The sequence below is a fragment of the Rhizobium jaguaris genome (assembly GCF_003627755.1).
In the GTDB taxonomy this organism is placed as follows: Bacteria; Pseudomonadota; Alphaproteobacteria; order Rhizobiales; family Rhizobiaceae; genus Rhizobium; species Rhizobium jaguaris.
In genome coordinates, this window is record NZ_CP032694.1 from 2,350,613 (window position 1) to 2,370,357 (window position 19,745).

16 protein-coding genes are annotated in these 19,745 nt (G+C 58.8%); 5 read left to right on the top strand and 11 right to left on the bottom strand.

Going from position 1 to position 19,745, the window contains the following annotated elements; translation table 11 throughout:
- Nucleotides 1-69 precede the first annotated feature (69 nt).
- The 3 genes from CCGE525_RS11505 to CCGE525_RS11515 all read right to left on the bottom strand — a co-directional run bounded on the left by CCGE525_RS11505 (nt 70) and on the right by CCGE525_RS11515 (nt 3,133).
- Entirely contained in the window at nt 70-1,290 is a 1,221-nt protein-coding gene (locus tag CCGE525_RS11505) for an MFS transporter (protein WP_120704362.1), read from the bottom strand.
- A gap of 168 nt (nt 1,291-1,458) precedes the next feature.
- Complete coding sequence (locus CCGE525_RS11510; RefSeq protein ID WP_120704363.1) at nt 1,459-2,265, bottom strand: UDP-2,3-diacylglucosamine diphosphatase; 807 nt, start codon at nt 2,263-2,265, stop codon at nt 1,459-1,461.
- Nucleotides 2,266-2,377: 112 nt separating this feature from the next.
- The gene (locus tag CCGE525_RS11515) at nt 2,378-3,133 is read right to left on the bottom strand and encodes a glycerophosphodiester phosphodiesterase (RefSeq protein WP_162950155.1); all 756 of its coding nucleotides are present in this window, start codon (nt 3,131-3,133) and stop codon (nt 2,378-2,380) included.
- Nucleotides 3,134-3,365: 232 nt separating this feature from the next.
- Between CCGE525_RS11515 and CCGE525_RS11520 the strand changes: the two genes are divergently transcribed.
- Complete coding sequence (locus CCGE525_RS11520; RefSeq protein WP_120704365.1) at nt 3,366-5,678, top strand: NADP-dependent malic enzyme; 2,313 nt, start codon at nt 3,366-3,368, stop codon at nt 5,676-5,678.
- 243 nt (nt 5,679-5,921) lie between these two features.
- Nucleotides 5,922-6,689, top strand: a complete 768-nt coding sequence (locus CCGE525_RS11525) for a hypothetical protein (protein ID WP_120704366.1) — start codon at nt 5,922-5,924, stop codon at nt 6,687-6,689.
- Here CCGE525_RS11525 and CCGE525_RS11530 read toward each other — a convergent pair.
- The 3 genes from CCGE525_RS11530 to CCGE525_RS11540 form a co-directional block, all read right to left on the bottom strand.
- Entirely contained in the window at nt 6,637-8,415 is a 1,779-nt protein-coding gene (locus CCGE525_RS11530; protein ID WP_120704367.1) for an ankyrin repeat domain-containing protein, read from the bottom strand. The genes CCGE525_RS11525 and CCGE525_RS11530 overlap by 53 nt on opposite strands.
- 166 nt (nt 8,416-8,581) lie before the next feature.
- Nucleotides 8,582-9,409 carry a TolB family protein gene (locus tag CCGE525_RS11535; protein ID WP_120704368.1) on the bottom strand — a complete coding sequence of 276 codons (828 nt, stop codon included), beginning with the start codon at nt 9,407-9,409 and terminating at the stop codon, nt 8,582-8,584.
- A 30-nt stretch (nt 9,410-9,439) separates the two neighbouring features.
- Nucleotides 9,440-11,119: an NAD+ synthase gene (locus CCGE525_RS11540; protein WP_120704369.1), complete on the bottom strand. Its 1,680-nt coding sequence runs from the start codon at nt 11,117-11,119 to the stop codon at nt 9,440-9,442.
- A 162-nt stretch (nt 11,120-11,281) separates the two neighbouring features.
- On the opposite strand from CCGE525_RS11540, the gene CCGE525_RS11545 reads away from it, so the two are divergent.
- Entirely contained in the window at nt 11,282-13,219 is a 1,938-nt protein-coding gene (locus tag CCGE525_RS11545; protein WP_425375871.1) for an LTA synthase family protein, read from the top strand.
- 81 nt (nt 13,220-13,300) lie between these two features.
- Complete coding sequence (locus CCGE525_RS11550; protein ID WP_120704371.1) at nt 13,301-13,849, top strand: DUF1003 domain-containing protein; 549 nt, start codon at nt 13,301-13,303, stop codon at nt 13,847-13,849.
- Nucleotides 13,850-13,869: 20 nt separating this feature from the next.
- Here CCGE525_RS11550 and CCGE525_RS11555 read toward each other — a convergent pair whose 3' ends face one another.
- The 5 genes from CCGE525_RS11555 to rpiA all read right to left on the bottom strand — a co-directional run bounded on the left by CCGE525_RS11555 (nt 13,870) and on the right by rpiA (nt 18,852).
- A complete protein-coding gene (locus tag CCGE525_RS11555) occupies nt 13,870-14,295 on the bottom strand; it encodes a GFA family protein (protein ID WP_120704372.1) in 426 nt (141 codons plus the stop codon).
- Between the two features lie 162 nt (nt 14,296-14,457).
- Entirely contained in the window at nt 14,458-15,831 is a 1,374-nt protein-coding gene (locus CCGE525_RS11560; RefSeq protein ID WP_120704373.1) for a class II 3-deoxy-7-phosphoheptulonate synthase, read from the bottom strand.
- Nucleotides 15,832-15,978: 147 nt separating this feature from the next.
- The gene (gor, locus tag CCGE525_RS11565) at nt 15,979-17,364 is read right to left on the bottom strand and encodes a glutathione-disulfide reductase (protein ID WP_120704374.1); all 1,386 of its coding nucleotides are present in this window, start codon (nt 17,362-17,364) and stop codon (nt 15,979-15,981) included.
- A 182-nt stretch (nt 17,365-17,546) separates the two neighbouring features.
- Nucleotides 17,547-18,137 (bottom strand): DUF2059 domain-containing protein, encoded by a 591-nt coding sequence (locus CCGE525_RS11570; protein ID WP_120704375.1) that lies wholly within the window; start codon nt 18,135-18,137, stop codon nt 17,547-17,549.
- A 13-nt stretch (nt 18,138-18,150) separates the two neighbouring features.
- Nucleotides 18,151-18,852 carry a ribose-5-phosphate isomerase RpiA gene (gene rpiA, locus CCGE525_RS11575; RefSeq protein WP_120704376.1) on the bottom strand — a complete coding sequence of 234 codons (702 nt, stop codon included), beginning with the start codon at nt 18,850-18,852 and terminating at the stop codon, nt 18,151-18,153.
- 197 nt (nt 18,853-19,049) lie between these two features.
- Between rpiA and CCGE525_RS11580 the strand changes: the two genes are divergently transcribed.
- Entirely contained in the window at nt 19,050-19,724 is a 675-nt protein-coding gene (locus CCGE525_RS11580; protein ID WP_120706378.1) for an HAD family hydrolase, read from the top strand.
- Nucleotides 19,725-19,745: the final 21 nt, after the last annotated feature.

Below are 19,745 nucleotides of genomic sequence, written 5' to 3' on the forward strand. Positions count from 1 at the left end.
ATTTCTATGCCGCACCGATGTCAAAATATGCTATAGAATCTTGATATCCAAATGAATTCGTTTCACGCCTCAGGATGCCTCGCTGGCTCTTCCGCCAAATGCGGAACCGCTGGGCTGAAGATTGCGGGCGAAGATCACCATCGCGAGGCCGAAAGCGGCGACACCCGCCATTATATAGTAGCTGGAAAGGCCGAGCCACGCATAGAGATAGCCTGACGCCAGGGTCATAAGCCCGAGAAACATGCCGTTATAAAAGAAATAGGCACCCTGAGCCGACGCCTCCTGGGTTTCCTGTACCGAAGCTACAATGCGGCGCTGAATGCCGGTATGGACGCAGGCATAAGTGCAGGAATGGAAACATTGCAGCACGAAATAGCCGAAGAAACCGAGATTGATCGGAAACAGGATCCAGCGCAGGACGCACATGCTCGAGCCGAAAAAGATCAGCATCCAGGCACTGAAACGGCGGTTCAGCATTCTCGACATGAAGAAAACCATGACCTCCGCCGTTACTCCTATGCTCCAGAGGACGGCGATCTGCGTGCCGGAAAAACCGAGATCCCGCCAATAGATCGATGCGAATGTATACATCATGGCATGGCTCGACTGCTGCACCGATACACCGATCATGCTGATCAACAGTTGCGGTGAGCGCAGCCCGCTGCCGGTCGGCGCCTGCAGGTTGATAGGCTGGTTGCGCCGGCGTGTCGGCCCGATGCGCGGACAGAAGAAGGCCATCATCGTTGTCAGGACGAAGCCCCCGATCATGGTGGGCAAAACCATGGCGCCGCCCCACTTGCCGATCATCTGACCGCCGATCAGAGTCGAGAAGATGAAAGCGATCGATCCCCAGACACGCATCGAGCCGTAATCGAAACCCCAACGCCGCACACCGGAAACGGCGATCGATTCCACGATAGGTACGTAGGGTGCATATGTCGCCCCCTGAATGCTGTAGACCAACAACACCGGCCAGAAATCGCTCGTCCAGTAAAGAGCGATCGCTGTCAGCAGCGACAGCGCGCCAGACCAGAACAGCACATTCGCACGTTCGTCCACGCGATCGGCAAGTATGCCGACAATGGGTACGACGAGAACGCGCACCACCATCGGGATGGCGAGAACAAGACCGATCTCGCGATCGCCGAAATTCAATCCAGCCAGCCAGACGGGGAAAAACGGCAGAGCAATCCCGTTGACGAGCAACGGAGCACAATAGGACAAGGCGCTGCGCGAGCGAAAATATGGAGGCGCACCCTCGCCCTGCAAAGATTTTGTCGCGGGAATCATGACAGACCTGAAGGGAAACTGATTTTTCCCTATCACCCTATCGTGATTACGACTATGGCGAGAAATAGCCCTACTGAAACGTTGCGGAGAAAATATTAGACTGTAGTCAGGTTGCAACGATCAAGAATTGTGACGAACCGTTATTGGATCTGTGAAGCGGCGCAATAATTACGCCGCCTGCGCCCCAAGCGCCTTCGGCAGATCCTCGACGGTTACGCCAGCGGGCTGAGCTTCTACCATCGACTGCCAGGTGATCAGCTCGAAAGTACCATCCTCGTGTTCGGCGATCGCTGTGCAGCTTTCGACCCAATCACCGGTATTGATATAGCGGATACCGTCGAGATCCTCGATGACCGCATGATGGATGTGGCCGCAGATGACGCCGTCGGCATCGTTGCGCCTGGCCTCTTCAGCCACGACGCGCTGGAACTCGCCGATGAAGTTGACAGCATGCTTGACCTGAAGCTTCGCCCAGGCCGAGAACGACCAATAAGGCATGTTCAGGCGGCGGCGAACCGCGGCAAGACCGATATTGATGAGGATCGCCATATCGTAAGCCCAATCGCCGAGATAGGCGAGCAGGCGCGCGTTGCGGACGACGACGTCGAATTCATCACCATGCAGGACGAGATATTTCTTCCCGTCAGCGGTCTCATGGATCGCCCGCTCGGCGACCTCGATACCGCCGAAGTGCATGCCGGGAAAATCGCGCAGGAATTCGTCGTGATTGCCGGGGATATAGACGATACGCGTTCCCTTGCGCGCCTTGCGCAGCAGTTTCTGCACGACGTCGTTGCAATCCTGTGGCCAGTACCAATTGCGCTTCAGCCGCCAGCCGTCGACAATATCGCCGACAAGGAACATGGTGTCGGCTTCATGATAGCGCAGAAAATCGAGGAGATAGTCCGCCTTGGCCGCTTTCGAGCCGAGGTGCACGTCAGAAATGAACAGCGTTCGAAATCGCCTGACATCCATGTTTTCATTCACGAACTTTATGTCCGTGCCCTACCTACGTTGGCTATTCCAAAATCAGACTCGTGTTTCAGGATGATGACAAATTCTGTGTGGAGGAGCTTACCGTGGAAGATCAGCTGCGCTTTGCAGCTATAGCGAGATCGGGCCGATCGGTTGTAAAACTTGCGACGTCCAAGCGGAACATCGCCTTCGCCGCTTCGCTCGTATGAGCCGCCCAGCCATGCACCGTCACACCCTCTTTCCGGAACAGCTCCATCACATCGGCATTGATGGAGTCGGCACGCAAGGCAATCTCGCGAATGCCAGACTGGCCGAGCGCGGCAATAATCCCTCTCCAGCCGATTTGCGCGACCGTCAGCGGCGAACAGAGAAAAATGAAACCGAGAAGTTCGCCGACATTCAGGCCGCGCTCATCCAGTGCGACGCCGAAAGCTTCCAGGCGCGAGAGCGCAAAACTTGTCACCATCGTCCGCTTCAGCATGTCGGTTGCCAGCAATTCGTCCGCTATACGGCTTTCCAAGCCCTCGTAGGGCTCGCCGTCCACCCTCGTCTTGATCTCCAGCCGGAGGTCGACCGCAGACGGTCCGAAGATCTCGATGGTTTCGGCAAGCGTCGGGATTGTCTCCCCGCCACTGCCGATGACGACGTACCGCATCAGTTCGTCGTAGCTGAAATCGGCGATCGCTCCCTTGCCGTCCGTCATGCGGTCGATCAGCGCATCGTGATGGACGACGAGCTTGTTGTCCCGCGTCTGGTGCACGTCGAATTCGACCAGATCGACATCAAGCTTGGCGGTTTCGGAAAAGGCAAGCCGGGTGTTTTCGGGCCAGAGATGCGTGCCGCCGCGATGGGAAGCGATGAGGGTCATGGGGATTCCTTTGTTTGCCGCTCTCATAGGCTCGCGCCGTGAACCCCGTGTGACGCACTCGGCCTTCGCTTACCATCGGGTCGAAAAGTCACAGTTTCCGGACAGGAAAAACAATTGTGAAAAAGCCGCCGCAAAAAACCTTTCCTCGGCGCCAATTGCATACTGTGCACCCTGAGGGATTGATGTATGCAGGGGACTCGAATGTGAGTGTAAGCAGGAACGGAGGAGCGTAATGGATACGCAGGATACATCGAAGACAGCCAAGAACATGGCGAGCGGCAATCTCGACGAACAGGCTCTCTTCTTTCATCGTTATCCCCGTCCGGGCAAACTTGAAATTCAGGCGACGAAGCCGCTCGGCAACCAGCGTGACTTGGCGCTTGCCTATTCTCCCGGCGTTGCAGCACCTTGCCTAGCCATTCGCGACAATCCGGAAACGGCCTTCGACTACACGTCTCGCGGCAATCTTGTTGCGGTCATCTCCAACGGTTCGGCCGTGCTCGGTCTTGGCAATATCGGCCCGCTTGCCTCCAAGCCGGTCATGGAAGGCAAGGCCGTCCTGTTCAAGAAGTTCGCCGGCATCGATGTCTTCGATATCGAAGTCGCCGCACCCACCGTCGATGAGATGGTCAGCTCGATTTCTGCGCTGGAACCGACGTTCGGCGGTATCAATCTGGAAGACATCAAGGCGCCGGAATGCTTCGACGTCGAGCGCCGTCTGCGCGAAAAAATGGAGATCCCGGTCTTCCATGACGACCAGCATGGCACCGCCATCATCGTTGCCGCCGCCATCCTGAACGGGCTGGAATTGGCCGGAAAGAAGATCGAGGACGTCAAGATCGTCGCTTCGGGCGCCGGTGCTGCGGCACTCGCCTGTCTCAACCTGCTGGTCACGCTCGGGGCCCGGCGCGAGAATATCTGGGTCCACGATATCGAGGGCCTGGTCTACAAGGACCGCAACGTCCTGATGGACGAATGGAAGTCGGTCTATGCCCAGGACAGCGACAAGCGCGTGCTTGCCGAATCCATTCCGGGCGCCGATGTCTTCCTCGGCCTGTCCGCCGCCGGCGTGCTGAAGCCCGAACTCTTGGAGCAGATGGCGGAAAAGCCGCTGATCATGGCACTCGCCAACCCGACGCCGGAAATCATGCCGGATCTCGCTCGCGCTGCCCGTCCGGACGCCATGATATGTACCGGCCGTTCGGATTTCCCGAACCAGGTCAACAACGTCCTCTGCTTCCCCTACATTTTCCGCGGTGCGCTCGATTGCGGCGCCAAGACGATTAACGAGGAGATGAAGATGGCCGCCGTGCGGGCCATCGCCGCCCTCGCCCGCGAAGAACCTTCCGATGTCGCCGCCCGCGCCTATACCGGTGAAACGCCGGTCTTCGGGCCTAACTACCTGATCCCTTCGCCCTTCGATCCGCGTCTCATCCTGCGCATCGCGCCGGCCGTGGCAAAGGCTGCTGCCGATAGCGGCGTGGCACTCCGCCCGATCCCCGATTTCGACGCCTACATGGACGAGCTCAACCGCTTCGTCTTCCGCTCCGGCTTCATCATGAAGCCGATCTTCGCGGCGGCGAAGATTGCGGAACGCAAGCGCGTCGTCTTCTCCGAAGGCGAAGATGAGCGCGTGCTGCGCGCCGCCCAGGTTCTTCTTGAGGAAGGCACCGCTGTTCCGATCCTGATCGGCCGCCCCTCCGTCATCGAGACGCGTCTCAAGCGTTATGGCCTGAAGATTCGGCCAAATACGGATTTTGCCGTCATCAATCCGGAAGACGATCCGCGTTTCCGCGAATATGTCGATCTCTATTTCTCGATGGTCGGCCGCAGCGGCGTCATCCCGGAAGCGGCGCGAACGATCGTGCGCACCAATGCCACCGTCATCGGCGCCCTGGCGCTGAAGCGCGGCGAGGCCGACGCGCTGATCTGCGGTCTCGAAGGCCGTTATGAGCGCCATTTGCGCGTCGTCCGCCAGATCATCGGCAAGCGCCCCGATGTCCGCGACTTCTCGGCGCTCAGCCTCCTGATCTCGCAGCGTGGCGCGACCTTCTACACCGACACCTATGTCACCTTTAATCCGAATGCCGAGGAGATCGCCGAGTCGGCGGTTTTGGCAGCGGAAGAGATCAAACGCTTCGGCATCTCGCCACGGGTCGCCCTCGTCTCGCATTCAAACTTCGGCTCACGGGAATCTGAAAGCGCAACCAAGATGCGCAATGCCCTAGCGCTTGTCCGCGAGATGGCACCGGAGCTGGAAGTCGACGGCGAAATGCACGGCGACAGCGCCATCTCCGAGAACCTGCGCCGTCACGTCATGCCGGACAGCACGCTTTCGGGCGAAGCCAACCTGCTCGTCTTCCCGAATCTCGATGCTGCCAACATCACCCTCGGCGTAGTCAAGACCATGACCGACGGCCTGCATGTCGGTCCAATCCTGCTCGGCACGGCGCTTCCTGCCCACATCCTGTCGCCCTCCGTCACGTCGCGCGGCGTCGTCAACATGGCTGCCCTTGCGGTGGTCGAGGCCTCTCAGCCGAATTGAGTAAACACCCGCTTCGGACGGCCGCCCTCAGGGGCGGTCGTGAAGCCGTGGCGACCAGTCGGTTGGCGAAATTTCTGTTGAGTCGGCGAAGCCCAACCGGGAGATGGCGCAGAGCGACTCTGGATCACGCTCCATCTTCGGTCAGTTTGCAGAAATTGCACCTAAGCACATTTCTGATAGGGACGTTGTTAAGCTCCACGCTGTATTGTTTCCTAGGTCGAACCGCTTTCGAAGAGCAAAATTGTGAACCGCGGCAGAAATTTTTCCTCCTGTTTTTTGCTGTCCCTGCTGGTGACGGCACCGGCCTTTGCGCAGACGAATACCATTTGCGACGAATTGCGCGGCCGATTTGCCAATGTCACCGAAGTCATCGGTGCCAGCGCTGAGACTCGTCAGCTTTCGCGTGTCATCGTCCAACAAAATGTCATGATCCGGCAACTGAAGAGCGATATGCGCTATCAGGGCTGCGCTTCCGACGGCAGCGTGGTGGTCTTCGGCTCTGGCGATAGCGGCGCCTGCGATCAGATGCAGACGTCGCTCGACCGGATGCAGCAGGATCTTGGTTCATTGATGGATGAGCGTGAGCTGAGTTTGACCCGCGTCGACGCCGAAGGCGCGCAGCGCCGGCAATTGCTGGCTGCCATGCAACGGAATGGCTGCTCCATTCCGGCTTCCGCTGAGCCCGACACCGTCATCAATACCAGATTGAAGCCCGAGGCTTATGCGCCTGAACAGCAGTCGCTGACGCAGCCGGAAAGCTCGATAACGACAATCGAAACGGCGCGGCCCCAAACTGACGCGACGTTACCGCCACAGCAGACACCAGTGACCTCGGCGCCGTCGATTACTCAGGTTCAGCCAAAACAGGTCCCGCCGGATCGGCCCTATGATCCCACGGCGAACAAGGTGCGCCAGGTCGGACCGCAATTCCTCGCGACCGACCAGGGCAAAATCGATCTCAAACATCCGAAGGCAGGCGGGCCGCAGCCGGAACAACAGGCGCCGCGCTGAGCAACGAGACGATTGCCTCATCGCCGGTCTCCTGCGCTAGATCGCTATATGAGCGGCCGGATGCATCTCTCACCGAGCGGTCGGCGCCGAGCTCCAGCAGAAGGCGCACCGCATCAATACGACCATTGAGGATCGCAAAGCCGAGTGGCGTCAACCAGTCGCGTTCCGGGTTCGCCTGCCCGCGCGGGCGGAAATCGCCGAACCGGATATTCATCTGATCAGGATGCGAATCCAGATGCGCGGCCAACTGCTCAACCTGGCCATAAGCAGCAGCGGCAAAGATATCGAGCGGCTGCGTTTTCAGAAATTCGACCATCTCCTGTTTGCCATTATACTCCGCCCAACCGATCGGCGTTGAATAGTGGCAGGGATCGCGGATAGTGGCGTCCGCGCCATGCTCGATCAGCAGCTTCGCCATATCGACATGGCCATGCAGAGCAGCCTCATGCAACGGCGTGCGGCTGGTCATCGCGTTGACGTCGAGACCCAGGGCCAGCATACGGCGGGCAGGCTCGAAAGCATCCTCACCCGCAGCTTCGTGCAGCATCACAGGGTGGGCTCGCCGCATCGCCTCGGGAATGTCGAACTCAGGCGTCGTCGCGTTTACTTGCGCGATGGCTTTTATTTGATCAACTGGCATATCGTCGGTCATGATTTGTATGTAGATCCAATCCTCCGGCTTGAGCCGGACGGCAGCCGCACCTTTTCTTACGAGATACATCGCCAATTCCTTGTCGCCGCCTATCCGCGCCCATTCGAATGGCGTTCTACCATTGACCGACTTCAACACATCGGCTCCATGCTCGACCAGCAGCCTGACCCGCTCTCCCATTCGCTTCTCGCAGGCCCAAGCCAGCTGATAATCAAACACAGTCTGCGAATTCGCCACTAGCCGGCCGTCTTCGCGCACCAGCCAATTGTTCTTATCGGCGGCAGAGAGACCGTATTCCAACAGCAATTCCAGGCAGGAATTATCAGGTTCGAACATCCTGTTATAAAGAGCCTGGCTGTCGTTGACCTCGGCGCCGACGCCGAGCAACAGACGCGCAAAAGCCTCGCAGTCGGGATGCGGCGGCTGCCGGACCTTGCCCGCTTCGCCCTCTCCGAAAACGCCGGTCAACGCGGTAAACCGATACTGACCGCCGTCGAGGAAGAAGGCATTCGGATCGGCCCCGCGCTCGATCAAAACTCTTGCCGCGGGCAAACTGGAACGGCTAGGCAGGCGGGCATAAGCAGCGTAAAGCAAGGGAGACCAATCGTAAGGTCCGCCTTTCCGATCAAGGAGCTTTGGTTGGCGATCGAGCCAGCGCGTCACTCCGGCAGCATCGCCAAGCGCCGCGGCAATGTGGATACTATCCCCGACGATTTCAGGATTGGCCTCCAGCAACTGTAACGCCTCGTCGAAGCGTGTCGGATCGGCCGGAGTATGGGAGAAATAGGAAACCGTCACCAACGACAGAAATTGGTTGGTAAGCTGATCTAACGGAGTTTGCCTGTGGTTGGCGCTTTCCAGATGCGACTTGAGTTTCGTCCAGCTTGAGAAGCCGTATTCGCGGGCAAGGACAAGCTGCACGCCCTGAAGCCCGACATCGGTGACATCGGCAAAATACGGTGCGACGCGGCTGCATGCCGACGCATCGCCCGATCTGACGGCCTTTAGAAAGGCCTTGGCCTGCTTTTTGAGGGAATCGACGGTGGCATTGCCCGCCAGAGAGCGCGTGGTCACGAAAGACCTCCTTTCATTCACGTCCGGTATCCGCGCCCACAGACTGAAAAGAGGTGTGGCAGTCTTACGTTCTATGCATCAGGTGGGCTTTGCCCTTCCCGCGGATCGGATGCGCCCTGCGAACGATGCGGAATTTATAGCGAGCTGTCTGGACTGTCCAGAGAGATCAGGCCGGCTCGTAGCGGACATAGGCGAATTCGTCGCCATTGGGCGCCCAGTTCGGCACATTGATCGTGCCCTGCCCGCCGAAAAGCTCGAACAGCGTGGTCAGATTGCCGCCATCCATATCCATCAGCCGCATCCGCACATTCAGATCGCGCGGATGGTCGAAAACATCCGGGTCGTAGGAGATCAGCACGACCTTGTCGTTCTTCGGGGAGGGATGGGCGAACCAATTGCCGCAATTGTCATGCGTCACCTGCTGCAACCCGGTGCCATCGGGATGGATGCGCCAGATCTGCATCAGGCCAGTGCGGCTGGAGTTGAAATAGATCCATTGCCCATCTGCGGAATAGTCAGGCCCGTCATTGCGGCCCTCGCCATGCGTCAACCGTGTCTCTTCGCCGCCATCGATCGAAATCGTGTAGATATCGAAGACATCATCGCGGATACCGCAATAGGAGAAACGCCGGCCATCCGGCGACCATCCATGCCAATAGGACGGCAGATTGCGTGTCACTTGCCTTGGCGTCCCGCCCTCGGCGGGTAGAACATAAATGCAGGACTTGCCATGTTCGGTCTTGTCCGAAATGGCGATCAGCGTACCGTCGGGCGATATGCCATGGTCGTTGTTGCATCGCGCCGCAAAGCCGGTATCGACCTGAGCGGCCTCGGCCTTGCCGTCGAGCTGAAGCCGATAAAGCAGGCCGTCGTCGTTCAACAGCAGATAACGCCCATTCGGCGAAAAATTCGGCGCCTCGACCAGCCGCTCGGTCTGCCAGACGACGCGGTTCTCACCGGTGCGGATATTGTAGATCTCGACCGAACTGCGCATTGCTTCTCCACTCGCCATACGGCGCCACGATCAACGATCGCGGAACCGGTTGGTGATCGGATAGCGCCGATCACGACCGAAATTCTTCTTGGTGATCTTTACGCCCGGCGCCGACTGGCGGCGCTTGTATTCGGCCAGATAAAGCAGATGTTCGACGCGATGGACGGTCGCGACATCGTGGCCACGCGCAACGATCTCCTCGACGGCCATTTCCTTTTCCACCAGGCACTCAAGGATATCGTCGAGCACCGGATAGGGCGGCAGCGAATCCTGGTCCGTCTGGTTCGGCCGCAGCTCGGCCGACGGCGCCTTGTCGATGATGTTGGCGGGGATCACTTCGCCCGATGGGCCAAGCGCACCCGGCGGCACATGCAGATTACGCCAGCGCGACAGCGCATAGACCTGCATCTTGTAGAGGTCCTTGATCGGATTGAAGCCGCCATTCATGTCGCCATAGAGCGTCGCATAGCCGACCGACATTTCCGACTTGTTGCCGGTCGTCACCACCATCGAGCCGAACTTGTTGGAGATCGCCATCAGGATGGTGCCGCGCGCACGGCTCTGCAAGTTTTCCTCGGTGATACCGCTGTCGGTGCCTTCGAACAGGTCCGAAAGCGCCGAGGAGAAACCGGTCACCGGCTCCTCGATCGGCACGATGTCGTAGCGGCAGCCGAGCGCCTTGGCGCAATCGGCTGCATCCTTCAGCGAATCCTCGGAGGTATAACGGTAGGGCAGCATGACAGTGCGCACCCGCTCTTCGCCGAGCGCATCGACCGCAATCGCCGCGCAAATTGCCGAGTCGATGCCGCCGGAAAGTCCGAGCACGACCGATTTGAAGCCGTTCTTATTCACATAGTCGCGGAATCCCAGCAGGCAGGCACGGTAATCAGCCTCCTCGCCTTCCGGGATATGCGCCATCGGCCCTTCGGTGCAGTGCCAGCCACTGCTGTTCTTCTTCCAGGTCGTCACCGCCAATGCGGTCTCGAACTGGCTCATCTGAAACGCCAGCGTCTTGTCGGCGTTGAAGCCGAAGCTTGCGCCATCAAAAACCAGCTCATCCTGCCCACCAACCTGGGCCGCAAAGATGAGCGGCAGGCCCGACTCGATCACTTGGCGGAGCGCAACCTGATGGCGGACGTCGACCTTGCCGCGATAATAAGGCGAGCCGTTCGGAACCAGAAGAATTTCCGCCCCGGCTTCAGCGAGCGTTTCGCAGATGCCGAGATCGTTCCAGATCTCCTCGCAAATAGGGATACCGATCCGAACACCCCGAAAGTTTACCGGCCCCGCGATAGTACCCTCGTCGAAGACCCGCTTCTCGTCGAACTCGCCATAGTTTGGCAGATCGACCTTGTCCCTGATGAAGAGGACCTTGCCGCCGTCGAGCACCGCTACCGAGTTATAGCGGCCTGTCTCATCCTGGCGCGGAAAGCCGACGACCACGCCCGGTCCACCATCGGCAGTATCCGCCGCCAACTTTTCCACAGCCTTCCAGCAGGCGCGGATAAAGGCCGGTTTCAGCACCAGATCCTCCGGAGGGTAACCGGAGATGAACAGCTCCGTCAACAACAGGAGCTGCGCGCCTTCGCGCGCCGCCTCAGCCCGCGCTTCCCGCGCCTTGGCAAGGTTGCCGGCGACATCGCCGACCGTCGGATTGAGCTGAGCGACGGCGATGTGGATGGTCTGGGTGATGGGGCTTTGTTCTGTCATGCCATATATTTAGCGAGCGCAACCCCGTTCCGCAACAGCCTTCGGCTGTCTTCGCGTTCCAAAGATCGCCGTACCCGCATAGGCGGTATTTTCCTGTCAAAAATACTAAGCCATCCTTGCAATTCATCCGGCATTCATGACAAAGGTGTGACAGTTATGTGAATGAGGCCGTTGGTTGCCCTAGTACCAAGTTCTGCGTCGGCAGGCAGGCTCGCCATTCTGCAAAAGCTTGCCACAGCGAGACAACAATCGACGGCTTTACGTCAGTCTCTCAGCCTTATCCTGACTTTCCTGTTTGCGCTCCTGACCGTAATCGCCATCGAGTGGGTTGCTCGCGGCGAACTGACGGATATCGCACGCTATTTCATTTCACCCATCCATCCCGGCTTCACCACGGTCGGTATCGTCATGCTATTGATGCTGGTGCTCGACGCCATCTTCGGCCGCGCGCATCAATCGGTATTAGTGGTTGTGCCCCTGCTCCTGATTCCGGCCTTCATTTCCAATCAGAAACAGCATTATCTTTCCGATCCGCTTTATCCTTCGGATTTCCTTTTTGCCCACCAGATCATGGAGCTGATGCCGGTGATCGTCCGCGAGCGGCCATGGACCGCGGTTGCGGTCGCTATCAGCATGGTTGCCTCGATCGCCGCCCTCACCTTTCTCTGGCGTTATGCTTGGCAACATGCCGCAACGCTTTCGCGCAACGCAAGGATCGCACGACTGTCCATCTGCCTGCCGCTCATGGCCGCCTTTGCCTCGCAGATGGATCCAACGCAAAATTCGTTCATCCGGGAAAAGCTGCGCATCATCCCCATCGTCTGGGATCAGAAGGAAAATTACGGCTACAACGGCTTCATCATCGCCTTCCTGCTGAACGTGCCGATGGCGGATGTCAAAGCGCCGGTGGGTTATGGCCAAAATGCGATCGATGCCATACCCGCCCGCAACTACGGCTATCTTTCCAGCCCACGCGAAAAGCCCGACGTCATCATGCTGATGAGCGAGTCGTTCTGGGACCCAACCAGACTTTCCACGCTCACCTTCACCCCCGATCCCATGCCGAATATCCGAGCGGCGCAATCGGGCCATGTATTCTCCCCCGAATTCGGCGGCATGACCGCCAATGTCGAGTTCGAGGCGCTGACCGGCTTCTCCAACGCCTTCCTGCCCTACGGCAGTATTCCCTACCAGCAATATGTCCGCCGGCCGATGCCGTCGCTTGCCACCTTCTTCCGCGGCGAAGGCTATGCGGCGCGTTCCATCCACCCATTCAGCGGCTGGTTCTGGAATCGCAACGAAGTCTATAAAGCCTTCGGCTTCGAGGAATTCCACACCGAAGAGACCATGCCGCCAATGGAGAAGCGTGGTCTTTTTGCCGCCGACGACTCGCTGATGAAGGAGATCATGCGCGAGGGCGACGCCATGGACCGGCCGTTTTTCTTCTTCGCCGTTACATTGCAGGGCCACGGTCCCTATGAACCGCATCGCTACGCTGAGAATACCGTCGACATCGAGGGCGATCTGAGCGACGCCGATCGCGACACGCTGGCGACTTATACTCAGGGCGTTCGGGAAGCCGACCAGAGCTTGAAAATGCTGATGGCTTGGGCTTCAAAGCGCGAGCGCGAAACGATCATCGTCCTCTGGGGCGATCATCTGCCGCCGCTTGGCACGGTCTACCCTGATATGGGCTATATGCCCGAACAAGTGGCGACTCGAAAAGCGCCGCTTGACGTCATGAAACAGGAGCATGAAACGCCGCTGGTCATCTGGTCGAGCAAGAGCGGCGTGCGCAGGGATGTCGGCACGATCAGCCCGTCACAACTGCCCTATCACATCCTCAAGACCGCCGGCTACGAGCACCCTTTCTACACCGGCTTTCTCGGCCGGGTGCAGAAGAAATACACCATCGTCGATCGTTACCAGTTGGTAGCGCGCGACGGTCAGGCCTTTCCGGATTGGTCTCGCAAGGAGCAAAATCTCGATCCGCTGGTGCGCGACTATCGCTATCTGCAGCATGACGCGATGTTCGGACGGGAATATGGTCTCGATCGCTTCTTCCCGTCACATGCCTGGCTCGTCGGCGAGAACAGTTAGGCAGCGGCCCTTTTCGCATTGCATTTCCACCGGGCAATCGAATACTTGCGCCGAAAGCGATCAAGTCTTCGGAGTATTCCCATGTATAATTTGCCCAATTTCGTTCATCAGCATTTCGACAAGACGGCCGACGAGCTCGGCGATATCGAAAAGCGCGTGCTGAGAAAGGCGCATGAGCGGAAAATCGTTTCCACTGACATCAACGCCGCCTTCTCGGCCGAGGCATCCACCGGCGAGCGCCTCGCCGACAACATTGCCCGCATCGGCGGCTCCTGGTCTTTCATACTTGCGTTCCTTGCTTTTCTCGTCGTCTGGTGCGTCGTCAACACCATCGTCCTCGTCACGCGCGCCTTCGACCCCTATCCCTTCATCTTCCTCAATCTCGTCCTCTCCATGCTCGCCGCGATCCAGGCCCCGATCATCATGATGTCGCAGAATCGCCAGGCCGAACGCGACCGCTTCGAGGCCGCAAAGGACTACGAAGTCAATCTCAAGGCTGAATTGGAAGTGCTCTCACTGCACCAGAAGATCGACCTACGCGTGCTGACGGAGCTTTCGGCCCTGCGCGAGGAAATCGCACGGCTGAGCGGGAGGATCGAAGACAGGAGCGGCGAGAGCCCGATTATCTAGATGCACTTATCGGCAGGAATCTAATCCGAAGGCCCGGCTGTCAGCAGTCCCGGACGACCCTGTTGGTACTGCGGCAGCTCATCTGTGATTTCGTAGAAATCGCCCTTGTCGGCACAATAGATATGGTAGGCAAGCTTCAGGTCGCTCGGCCCGTCGAAGAGACCTGCCATGATCGAGATTTCCTCCGCGCTATCAGCCACCCAGAAAAGCGCGGAACCACAAATTCGGCAGAAGCCGCGACGGGCAAAGGAGCTGGCACGATACCATGTGATCGCCTCCTCGCCTTCGATCGTGATATTGCTGCGTGGAACGTTGGTCGCGGCGTAGTAAAGCCCGGTCTGCTTGCGGCACTGCGAGCAATGACAAGCGACAACCTCCCGCAAAGCGCCACGTGTCTTGAAACGCACGCTGCCGCAAAGGCAAGCGCCGGTGTGTTCGCCATTCATATGCTGACCCCTTTCTTTTTATGACAAGAGAGACGACGAAACCGCCTGCGTCAAATGCAAAGAAATGAAGCAGGCTTCAGCGAGATTGATTGCGAAAGCACAAACAAAACGGGCCGGTATGAGCCGGCCCGTTCGCAAATGATGTTTTACCGTGGTCCGCTATCAGCCGAGTGCGCGCAAGCGCTTCTCGTCCCGACCGCCCTTCATGCGTTCGGCGAGCAGGAAGGCAAGTTCCAAGGCCTGATCGGCATTGAGGCGCGGGTCACAATGCGTATGGTAGCGATCCTGCAGGTCGTCGGCCGTGACGGCACGGGCGCCGCCCGTGCATTCCGTCACGTCCTTGCCGGTCATCTCGATATGGATGCCGCCTGGATGCGTGCCCTCGGCGCGGTGAATCTGGAAGAAGCTTTCTACTTCCGACAGGACGCGCTCGAACGGCCGGGTCTTGTAGTTGTTGAGCGTGATCGTGTTGCCATGCATCGGATCGCAGGACCAGACGACTTTGCGGCCTTCGCGCTCGACCGCACGAATGAGGCGCGGCAGATTGTCGGCGACCTTGTCGTGGCCGAAACGGCAGATCAGCGTCAGGCGGCCGGCTTCGTTGGTCGGGTTCAGGATGTCGATGAGGTTCAGCAAATCGTCAGCCTGCAGTGAAGGACCACACTTCAGACCGAGCGGATTTTTGATGCCGCGGAAATACTCCACATGCGCATGGTCGGCCTGGCGCGTGCGGTCGCCGATCCAGATCATGTGACCGGAGGTGGCGTACCAGTCGCCCGAAGTGGAGTCGACGCGCGTGAACGCTTCCTCATAGCCGAGCAGCAGCGCTTCATGGCTGGTGAAGAAATCGGTCTCGCGCAGGCTCGGATTGTTTTCGGCGGTGATGCCGATCGCCTTCATGAAATCCATGGTCTCGCTGATGCGGTCCGCGAGCTTGCGGTAGCGCTCGCCCTGCGGGCTATCCTTAACGAAACCGAGCATCCACTTGTGCACGTTCTCGAGGTTGGCATAGCCGCCCATGGCGAACGCGCGCAGCAGGTTGAGCGTCGCGGCCGACTGGCGATAAGCCATCAGCTGGCGCTCCGGATTGGGGATACGCGCTTCCTGAGTGAACTCGATGCCGTTGATGATGTCGCCGCGGTAGCTCGGCAACGTCACGCCGTTTTGGGTTTCGATGGCCGAAGAGCGCGGCTTGGCGAACTGACCGGCAATGCGGCCGACCTTTACGACAGGCAGTTGAGCACCGAACGTCAGGACGACGGCCATCTGCAGGAACGCGCGGAAGAAATCGCGTATCGTGTCGGCGCCATGCTCGGCAAAGCTTTCGGCGCAGTCGCCGCCCTGCAACAGGAAACCATTGCCTTCGGCAACATTGGCAAGATGCGCTTTCAGGCGACGAGCTTCACCGGCAAAAACGAGCGGCGGATAGCTTGCGAGCTGCGCTTCCGTGGCCGCCAGCGCTGCCTGATCCGGATATTCCGGCACCTGCTGGATCGGTTTTTGCCGCCAACTGCTCGGTGTCCAATTTTCTGCCATCTTACTCACCTGTTTCCGCACCCGGTCTTCGCCAAGTGCCCCGCCATCACAAATAACGCGCGCTTATAAACCTTTGCCCGCCGCTTGCAAAGGCGGACCATCTGTTCGGAAGGTCTTTTATACGCGGTGGAATTACTAGCCTATTCCTTATACCCGCTCGCCGTTGCGGATGCGATAGCTTGGCGTATACATCGTCACCAGCTCCTCGGAGGCCGTGGGGTGAACCGCCATGGTGCGGTCGAAATCTTCCTTGGTGCAGCCGGCCTTCACAGGAATGCCAAGCAATTGCGCCATCTCGCCGGCATCATGGCCGAGAATATGCGCGCCGATCACCTTGCGATCAGCGGCATTGACGATCAGCTTCATGATCATCTTCTCGTTACGGCCGGATAGCGTCGCCTTCATCGGTCGGAACTGGGCGCGATAGACTTCGAGTTCCGGATAACGCTTGGCGGCGTCCTCTTCCGTCAAGCCTACCGTGCCGATCTCCGGCTGCGAGAAGACGGCGGTCGGGATCAGTTCGTGATCCGGACGGGTCGGATTGTTCTTGTAGACGGTTTCGATGAAGCACATGGCCTCGTGGATCGCCACCGGCGTCAACTGTACCCGGTCCGTGACATCGCCGAGCGCATAGATGTTCGGCACCGAGGTCCGCGAATATTCGTCGACGACGATGGCACCAAGTTCGTTGACCGCTACGCCGGCAGCCTCGAGCCCGATGTTCTTGGTGTTCGGCGTGCGGCCGAGCGCCAGCATCACCGTGTCCACCACCAGCCGCTTGTCGTTCTTCGTCAGAACGCTCAGGCCATTTTCCGTCTTTGTCACGCTCTCGATGATGTCATGGCAGAGGATGCGGATGCCTTTGGCCTCCATTGCCTCATGCAGGCCCTTGCGCAAGTCCTGGTCGAAGCGCGACAGGATCTCGGCACCACGATAGATCAACGTCGTCTCGACACCGAGGCCGTGGAAGATGTTGGCGAATTCCACGGCAATATAGCCGCCGCCCGCAATCAGGATCGATCTTGGCAGTTCTTCCAGATGGAACGCTTCGTTGGAAGAAATGCAAAGCTCGTGGCCAGGCAGCGCCGGATGCAGGTTCGGCGTACCGCCGGTGGCCACGACGATCGTTTCGGCGGTCACTGTTCTGCCGGTCTTCAACAGGCGGATCGTATGAGCATCGAGCAGCTCGGCGCGTGTGTCGAAGATTTCGGCCTTGGCGTTGTCGAGCCCCTTGCGATAGAGCCCTTCCAGGCGTGCGATTTCTTTGTCCTTCGCCTCGATCAGCTTCTTCCAGTCGAATGTGCTTTCGCCGACCGTCCAGCCGAAGCCGGCTGCATCCTCAAAATGCTCGCTGTATTGCGAGGCATAGACGAAGAGCTTCTTCGGAACACAGCCGCGGATGACGCAGGTGCCGCCATAACGATACTCCTCGGCGATGCCGACCTTCTTGCCGAGCGATGCAGCGACGCGCGCGCTGCGCACGCCCCCCGAACCGCCGCCAATGACGAAAAGATCGAAATCAAAGGAAGGCATCGGATACTCCTACGGAAATGAAGCTGCGCAGACGCGCCGAAAAAGGGTCGGCACTGATATAGGATTTCGAAGCGTAAAAAGAAAAGCCCGGAACGATATCCGGGCTTTGGAATTCGAAGGCCTAATCCATGGTCCGAAAAATATGAACCGATTTTCGGGTCAAATCATGGACAGGATCAAGCTTACTTCTTTGCCGGTTTCTGTGCCGGCGCGGCCGGTGCCGGTGCCGGCTGAGCGTTGTTGGTGGCGTCCGTCGGCGGGGGAGCGATCGGGGCCTTCACCACCTTCTGCAGCGCGTCGCTGCTTTGGTTGGCAAGATCGCGCGAGATGCCCTGGCCCCAGATGTCGGCCGCTTTGTAAAGCTCGCGCAAAGCAACAGGATTATCCTGCAAGAATTTCTTGCCGGTTGGCGAGGTAAAGAATGCGGTAATGGCGTTGAGCTCGTCAGTCGTAAACGCCTTTGAATATGTTACTGCAGCTTCACGCTCCAGGTCGGCCCGGCGCGGCGCTAGAGCAAGTGCGGTTGCGTCGACGGACGAATTGATAGCGTCACCGAAGTTCGGATTGGCCTGGATCATCGTGCTCTTCAACTGTTCGGAGAGATTCGGCAGGATGTTATCGAACTGGTTCGTGACGCCAAGCGCGTTGATCGCCGCCCGCGCGGCCTTGATCTGCTCTTCCGAGACTTCTTGAGCGCTGGCGGAACCGAGCGCGATGCCTGAAAGAACGATGGTCGCAGCGGCAAAACGGCCAAGACCCGCTATTTTGATCATGAGTTCAGTGCTCCTATGTATTGTTCGCCTGCAACGTGCGCGCGCCGGCTGGACCGGCTATAACCGCAAGTGTCGCCATGTTGATGAAGAGCCCGTGTTCGACAACACCGGGAATCGAATTCAGCTCAATCGACAGCGCCTCTGCATCAGGAATGCGGCCAAAAGATGCGTCAATTATGAAATGCCCACCGTCGGTCATGAAGTTGCCATCACCCGACTGGCGCAGGTTGAGTGCGCCGGAAAGACCAAGACCCGATGCCGCCTTCTCGATCAGGATGCGTGTGGAAACGAGGCCAAACGGATTGACCTCGATCGGCAGCGGAAACGCGCCAAGCGTCTCGACAATCTTGCTCTCATCGGCAATGACGATCATCCGCGCCGACGAAGCTGCGACGATTTTTTCGCGCAGCAACGCGCCACCACCGCCTTTGATCAGCCGCAGGGCACCGTCCACCTCGTCGGCACCGTCGATGGTGAGATCAAGCTCGGGAAGTTCATCGAGCGATTTCAATGGCACGCCGAGTTCGACACAGAGCCTAGCCGTACGCTCGGAGGTCGGAACGCCCTCGATCGTAAGGCCTGCCGCAACTCTCTCGGCGAGCAACCGAACGAACTCTTCCGCCGTGCTGCCCGTGCCGATCCCGAGCCGCATGCCGCTCTCGACATAGGTCAGAGCCGCCCTTGCAGCCTCGATCTTCATTTGGCGGGCGTCCATGCGCCACCTGCTCCCGATTGTTACGTTGGTGTGCTGTTTACACGGCTCTCCTGGCAAACGAAAGCCAAAATAACGGCTCCGCATAGAAATCAGCGGCCATATTCGGACAAGCTTGCGGAGCCTTCGGTTGCAATTGCCTGCCTGATCTTCTAACTCGGAAGACCTGCTTGTTCTTCTTACCCAAAGGTCGATTCCTCGTGAAATCTCCCCTTGTCGTATTCGATCTCGACGGCACGCTGCTCGATACCCATGCGGATCTCGTCGAAAGCCTAAACCATACGATTGCCGCATTGGAACTGGCGCCCGTCAGCTACAGCGACCTGACTTACCTCGTCGGCAACGGCGCCCAGGTCATGATCGAACGCGCCTGCAAGCTGCAAGGCTATATCCTGAAGTCAGAAGAACTGCCGACACTGTTGCAGCGATTCATCGCGCACTATACCGAGACGATGCCTGGCCTGACGCAACCCTACCCGGGTCTGCTTGCGGCATTGGATGCTTTGAAGGCGCAAGGCTGCAAGTTCGCCATCTGCACGAACAAGATGGAGTCACTCGCACGCACCCTTCTGGAGCGGCTCGGGCTCACCCATTACTTCGAGGCTATCACCGGCGGCGATACCTTCACCGTTCGCAAACCGAATGCAGAGCACCTGATCGGCACGGTGGAACGCGCTGGCGGTGACCTTCGCCGCACCGTGATGATCGGCGACAGCATCAACGACATTCTGGTTGCCCGTAATGCCGGCGTCCCTTCCATTGCTGTCCCCTTCGGCTATTCGGACGTCAGCGTCGATACCCTCGGTCCGAACCGGGTCATCGCCCATTATGACGAGCTTACGCCCGCGCTCGTCCGCGGCTTGCTGGCTGCATAGAACCGGACTCTAGCGGCGGCA